Source organism: Mesorhizobium sp. M7A.F.Ca.US.010.02.1.1 (assembly GCF_004023085.1).
Taxonomy (GTDB): domain Bacteria; phylum Pseudomonadota; class Alphaproteobacteria; order Rhizobiales; family Rhizobiaceae; genus Mesorhizobium.
In genome coordinates, this window is the sequence record NZ_RZRV01000023.1 from 83,124 (window position 1) to 89,570 (window position 6,447).

3 protein-coding genes and 1 pseudogene are annotated in these 6,447 nt (G+C 58.3%); 2 read left to right on the plus strand and 2 right to left on the minus strand.

Annotated elements, in window-relative coordinates:
* Nucleotides 1-101 precede the first annotated feature (101 nt).
* Nucleotides 102-1,745: an MFS transporter gene (locus EOA19_RS22345; protein ID WP_063169257.1), complete on the plus strand. Its 1,644-nt coding sequence runs from the start codon at nt 102-104 to the stop codon at nt 1,743-1,745.
* A gap of 234 nt (nt 1,746-1,979) precedes the next feature.
* Here EOA19_RS22345 and hemN read toward each other — a convergent pair.
* Nucleotides 1,980-3,306, minus strand: a pseudogene (gene hemN / locus EOA19_RS22350) (oxygen-independent coproporphyrinogen III oxidase).
* 464 nt (nt 3,307-3,770) lie between these two features.
* Entirely contained in the window at nt 3,771-4,127 is a 357-nt protein-coding gene (locus EOA19_RS22355) for a hypothetical protein (protein WP_024505577.1), read from the minus strand.
* 681 nt (nt 4,128-4,808) lie between these two features.
* Between EOA19_RS22355 and EOA19_RS22360 the strand changes: the two genes are divergently transcribed.
* The gene (locus tag EOA19_RS22360) at nt 4,809-5,948 is read left to right on the plus strand and encodes a porin (protein ID WP_063169258.1); all 1,140 of its coding nucleotides are present in this window, start codon (nt 4,809-4,811) and stop codon (nt 5,946-5,948) included.
* The last annotated feature ends 499 nt before the right edge of the window (nt 5,949-6,447 follow it).

Below are 6,447 nucleotides of genomic sequence, written 5' to 3' on the forward strand. Positions count from 1 at the left end.
GGCAAGCTCCATAGAGCTGGGGTCCGTGCGGTGCTCCGCGATGTCTAAGTATCGACCCGCTTGCTCAAATCGCAGCGCTCATCGAAGGCCAGCAATACCTCATGCAGAGCGAAAATCCCCAACCGCCCGTTTCAAAGACGCTCGCCCCATTTCGAAACAAGGTGTTTCGCTCAATTTGGGCGGCCACCCAGATTTCCAGCCTCGGTTGGCTAGTGCAAACGGTCGCCATCAGTTGGCTTATGGCAACGATTTCAGCGTCCGACCTCATGGTGGCACTCGTCCAGGCCGCATCCACATTGCCGGTGTTCTTCCTCTCAGTTTTCGCCGGAGCCATTGCCGACAACTTCAGCCGCCGGTGGGTGATGTTTGCGGGACACTGCCTGATAGCATCGGCGTCGACGACGCTGATGATTTCTGTGGGTCTGGGATTTGTCAGTCCTTGGCTGATTCTCGGGTTAGGTTTCCTGGCCGGCTGCGGCTTTGCCTTGAATGATCCGGCTTGGCACGCTTCGGTCGGCGATATCCTTCACAAACGCGACATTCCGGCCGCAGTGACGCTTATGTCCGTCGGATACAACATTGTGCGCAGCGTTGGTCCAGCCTTGGGGGGCGTGATCCTGGCCGTCTTTGGGCCGCTGGCCGCTTTCGCCTTGGCTGCGGTGAGTGATCTGGCGCCCATAAGCGCGATATGGCGCACCAAATGGGAGGTCCGCTCTTCGCCTCTCCCTCGTGAGAGAATGACGACGGCAATTCATGACGGAGTGCGCTTTACGGCGATGTCTTTGGAGATCAGGGCAGCGACCGCCCGAGCCGCTCTTTTCGGGTTGGCAAGCATCTCCATTCTGGCGTTGCTCCCCCTCGTCGTCCGGGATCAGTTGAAGAGTGGGCCAATTGTCTACGGTATCTTATTGGCCGGCTTCGGCATGGGTGCTTTCATCGCGGGTATGGGCAACGGCTTCTTGAGGAAGGTCACGTCTCAAAACAGGCTGGTGGCCTTCGCCTCTGTGGCTTGTGCAGTCTGTTGCCTCTCCCTTGCCCTTACATCGTCGCTTCCTGTGGCGGCCATTTCGCTGGCGCTCGGCGGAGCGGGTTGGCTTATCACCTGGACGGGCATTGACGTGTCGGTGCAGTTGGCAAGCCCAAGGTGGGTTGTAGGCCGCACGCTCTCCATTTACTACGCCTTGAGCGCAGGCGGTATGGCTGCTGGCAGCTGGATCTGGGGTTCTGTCGCGCAAAACTATTCCTTGACCTCAGCATTGGAGGGCGCCGCAGGCGCTCTGTTGCTGGTTGCAGCAGCGGGGATCGTGTTGCCGGTCCGTCCCTGGGAAGAAACCGATCAAGAAAGTTCAGTTTTTCATCCGCCGGACGTGGCTCTCGATCTGAAACCCAGAAGTGGCCCTATCGTGGCCAAGGTCGAGTATTTGATATCGGAGGAAAATATCGAGGCCTTTCTGGGCTCCATGCGCACGCGGCGACACGTCCAGAGCCGTGCCGGTGCACGAAACTGGACGCTCCAGCGAAATCTGCAAACACCGTCACTTTGGACGGAGACATTCCGCACCCCCACCTGGATGGACTTTCTCCGCCTAAATCATCGACTCACCGCAGCAGATAAGGAAGTCGCCCAGCATCTCCTGTCACTGCATGAAGGAGAGGTGCCTCCGCAGACAGTGCTTTCGATTGAACGGACGACCGAGGCAATTCGTACCCGTACCTCGACAATCTTTTCTCGTCCTCCAAGATGACGCCATCAAGCTGCTGTCCAGGGACAGGGTGGATCACCGGTGCTTTGCAGAGCACAGCCTCACACCGAGAGCAGCGTGCTCCGGGTTGTGCGCTTTCGCGCGCACCCAGGCGAGATGATGGTGAACGCGGCGTCAAGTGGAAGTCCCCTGCATACGCTTGCGGAGTCTTCTGCGAGAGCCCATGCCGACGAGCGCCAAACAAGGTCTGATGCCTTTCGGCGTCGTGGCCTCAACTCATCGATTCGCGAGAAAAGCATCGAATGCAGCAGCAACGGCGCGAACAACAAAGCGGTGCTCCGGCCGCACGCGGATGAAGCCGTTTTCGACGTCCAGGATCCCCTCCTCAGCCAGCGTCACCAAACTCTCAACTGAATCGAGAAAACGAGCTGGTTCGATTTCGTGGGCGGCACAGATGGTCGGCACGTCGGCCTCCAAATCGCACATCAGTCGCTCGATGATCGCTGCGCGCACCCGGTCATCGTCGGTCAGACGGTGACCCTTTGATGTCGCCAGACGTCCACTTGCGATGTGCCGGGCGTAAGAATCCCGTGTTACTTCGTTCTGAACATACCCCTCGCGGACTCGGCCAATAGCCGACGCGCCGAAGCCGATCACGTTTTGCAAGTATCGGCCGAGTATCCCAGCGAATTACGCCGTAGGCGCCCGGTCTTCTGGCGCTAGCGCAAGTTCGTCGTCCGGCGGAGCGAAATGATCGAGCCCGATCTCCCGGTAGCCAGCGCCAACCAGTGTCTCGGCGACAGTTGCAGCCTGTTCGGCGCGAAGATCGCCGTCCGGTAGACCTGCCTGCTCGATTAGGCGCTGATTCTTTATCACGGAAGGAATATGCGCGTATCCGAACACCGCAAGCCGGTTGGGGCGCATGGCGACCGCAGCCATCGCGGTCTGGATGCAGGACTGCACAGTCTGTTTCGGTAGACCGAAGATGAGGTCGAAGTTGATATGGCCAACGCCATGCCGGCGGAGATTTTGGACTGCAGCGGCCGTCTGCACCTTACTCTGGATCCGATTGATCGCCTTTGCACATCGGGATCAAAGCTCTGCATCCGATGCTCGCGCGGTTGACACCGTTAGCTGCCAGGGCTTCGGCCATTTCCGGTGTGAACGTTCGGGGATCGATCTCCACGGCGATCGCAGCAGTTTTGCTGAAAGCGAAGTGGCGGCGTAGAAATTCCATCAGCGCCAAGTGCTCGGCTGGCCCGATAAGGTGAGGCGTTCCGCCGCCGAAATGCACATCGCTCACCGGCAGCCCTTGCCGCACTTGCTCCGACACCAAACTGATCTCCTGACGCAGCACCGCTAAATAATTAAGGATCGGGCCGTTGCGACGGATGACCGCGGTAGGGAAGCCGCAATACCAGCACATGGATCGGCAAAACGGAATGTGGAAATAGAGCGACACCGATTCGTCGGCCGGGAGGCCCCCCAGCCATTCCTCATAATCGTCAGCACCAACTGCCGCAGAGAAGTCTGGCACAGTCGGATAGATGGTATACCAAGGCGGCCGGGGGTCCCGGTACTTTGTCAGGATTGAGGTGTGCAAGGAGCTGTCATCCCACGTCGCTCATCCATCATTCTTTCGTTGCGCGCTCGTCCTGGTCTCTGACCTAAGTCAGTGCGTCCCGCTTATGTCGCAGTCTCGTTTGGACAGGATGGGGTCAACCACGCCGGGGAGCGCGCGTGCCATGGTTGCGCCTGAGGTGATGGTGCGGTGCCGCATTCAACGTCTGAGTACGTGACGCCAGTGCAGTGTGCTTGAGGCGTCTGCGGAAGAACTTTGCAATGCGAAATTCATGTCCGACGCAACGGACCTGTCAAGCCTCGTTCAGACGCCATCCAGGTCCAGCCAGCGGCCTTCCCTGCCGGCCGAAAAACCATACCGGCTTTAGCCACCGAGACGCTCTAAAGCTGACGTCGGCTCATTTGATGAAAGGAGGACGCCGCTAGGGGGTGCACAAGGTTCCCCGGCTTGACGTCGCTTCGAGCGAAGAGCGGTGTGGCTTGTCGTCAAGCGCCGGGCAGCGTGCCCCCTACCGATATCCCGAAAAGATCGACCAAGATGGCCATGCCGACGCCACACGCGGTCTGGATGAGGCCGACCATGAAAATGCGATTGGCGCGTTCGTAGATGGGGCGCCGCAAGGAACTCATGTCGAGCAGCATGGACAGCGCTCTCATCTGCAGTGCGATGCCGAGCAGGATCGGCACTACGGCGAACAGATCGTAGAGTTGCCATGGCAAGGGGTTCGCGGCCCAATGAGTGAGGAAGCCGAGGGAAAAGGCAAGCAGGATACCCACGGCAGTGATTGTGCCGTTGCGGAAAATGGTCTCGATCGGTTCTTCCTTCGGATCGTGCTCGTCCAAGCGGCTTCCTTTCGTTGCTCTTTCCGTCGAGACTAAGTTCTCGAGAATACTGTTCATCGCCAATTACTCGAGGCGAGCCGTAGGCAGCCGTTTCAGGGTGCGCTCCCTCTCGCTTCCGGCCGCGCAATGTACCTGCACGGCGAACTTACAGCGGCGAAAAGGTGCTGCGGCCACCATGCGACGCCTCGGACGTGCACGCCCTCTGTTCCTGGCGCAGCCCTTGCGGAGCGTACGCGCAGTGATCCTTCTCGGTAGCGGATGGCGCGGCCTCCGTTGCGGTCAGACGGGAAGCCGTCGCTGTTAAACGAGACTGTCACATATCGAACATGGCGAACCGTGTCGCACATTTCTTTTCGCAGTGACCCTCAAAAAAAGTGATTCCAGCGAGACGAAGGCGCGTCGGCCCGATTTTGGTGTCGGCCGCATCTACGCTTCAGGTTGGCATGTCGCTTGCTGCTCTATTCGGAGAGCTGCAGCGGTCCGACCGGAGTGTTTCACATGTAAACGATAATGAATCTCCTAGCAGAAAACACTATTATAAGTACATGTGGCTTTTACGCTGGCTCACCTCTCGTGTCAAGCGCTTTGGCGTCCACATATTGGAGACAACACGCACAAAATTTAGAGGAAAAGCTTGCTCTTTCGCCTCTATCCTTTTTATTCCTTCATGGAGATCTAGACATGTACATCAAGAGTCCTCTTCTCGGCTTAACTGCTCTGATGACCATTTCCGTCGGTCGAGCAGCTGGCGCCGAGCGGGAACCGGCCGAGTACATCAAGATCTGCGACGTCCTCGGCTCGGGATATTCCTATATTCCCAACACCGAGACCTGCCTGCGCATCGGCGGCTATGTCCGTTACGATATCGGCCTGGGTGACGTCCGATCGTATGACAGCGCAAGAACCTCGGACGTGAGAACTGGCGAGGACCAAGGCACTTGGCGAAACAGCACACGCTTCACGTTCAAAACTTGGACCGGCCAGCAGACCGAGCTCGGCGCGTTGACGACCTATACCGAAACCCAGGTGAATTTTGGCAACAGCGCTAACTCGCATGACAGTCCTCAGAACTATGATTTCAACAGCGGCCTCGCACTGGCTTCTGCCTGGGTCGAGCTGGGAGGCCTGCGAGTTGGCAAGGAGGGGTCGGCCTTCGATACGTTTGCAAGCTACGCTGGCAACGTTCTCGATAGTATGCTCGTTCCGTCGGCCGGCTTCGACACCAACGTGGCTCAGTACCACTTCGACGCCGGCAACGGCATTTCGACTGTGATTTCGCTCGAACAAGGATCGGGCTCAGCCGGTACTATCGACAGCTATATTCCGCACGTTGTCGCCGGCTTGAAATACACGCAAGGCTGGGGCTCGATCATCGGCGTCGCGGCTTATGACAGCAATTACGAAGCTTTTGCCGGCAAGATCCGCGTCGACGTCGCTGTCACAAACCAGCTGTCGCTGTTTGGACTCTTCGGCTACGGTTCCAATGCCAGTCTCAACGAGGACTCAAACGGCGCAATTGCCAATCATGGGCGCGGCTCGTACAAAATCTGGAACGGCCAGTGGGCTTTCTGGGCGGGCGCCACCTACGAGTTTGACGAGAAAACTTCGTTCAACCTTCAGGTCTCGGGTGATCAGCTCAAGGATGCTGGTGTGGCTGCAAACGTCGCCTACATGGTCGTTCCCGGCTTCACGGTCACAGCCGAGGTCGATTACGACCACTACGGCAACTCTGGCCTCGGCCCTGCCGAGCCTACCGCCGTCAAGGGCACGAGCAAGCCGAACAGCGTCGGCGGCATTCTCCGCTTACAAGGCTCATTTTGAAATCTCTCCAGTCGCGAGCATGGCAAAGGCACTTGCCTCGACAACGCACGCATGGAGAGCTTCGTTCGCCATCTTGAAGTCTGCATCGACCGTCCACGGCCCATCGTACCAACTAGAAACTGAAAGTTATGAGCCCTGTGTACTACACCTAGCCCTTGACCTGCCCGATGAACCGGCCAGGGGCCGTCAGTTCAAATTCGGGGCCGTTTAGAGGGCAGTGTGAGGCCGTGTTAGGTAAGCGCCACTGCAATGTCGAGGCCGCGACACGCCTGTCGCTTTGGACGGCTGGAATTGCCCTTCGCGGCGCCATTCATTCTCTCAACATTTACGTGATAATGCACGCTGAGTCCGAGCCGCGTGGCAGCACCCATCCTAGGTGTGAGCTTTCGAGAGGTTGTCCATTCGGACCGGACCGAGGAGACTGGAGTTACCACGCTTCAGCATCCATCGGAGGGTCCGAATGAACATCCACAAGAATGCCCGTCTCACACCGCTGCGT

What these genes read in the sequence shown, in the direction of transcription:
- EOA19_RS22345 (WP_063169257.1), top strand. Translation starts at nt 102, where the DNA reads ATGCAGAGCGAAAATCCCCAACCGCCCGTTTCAAAGACGCTCGCCCCA.
- EOA19_RS22360 (WP_063169258.1), top strand. Translation starts at nt 4,809, where the DNA reads ATGTACATCAAGAGTCCTCTTCTCGGCTTAACTGCTCTGATGACCATT.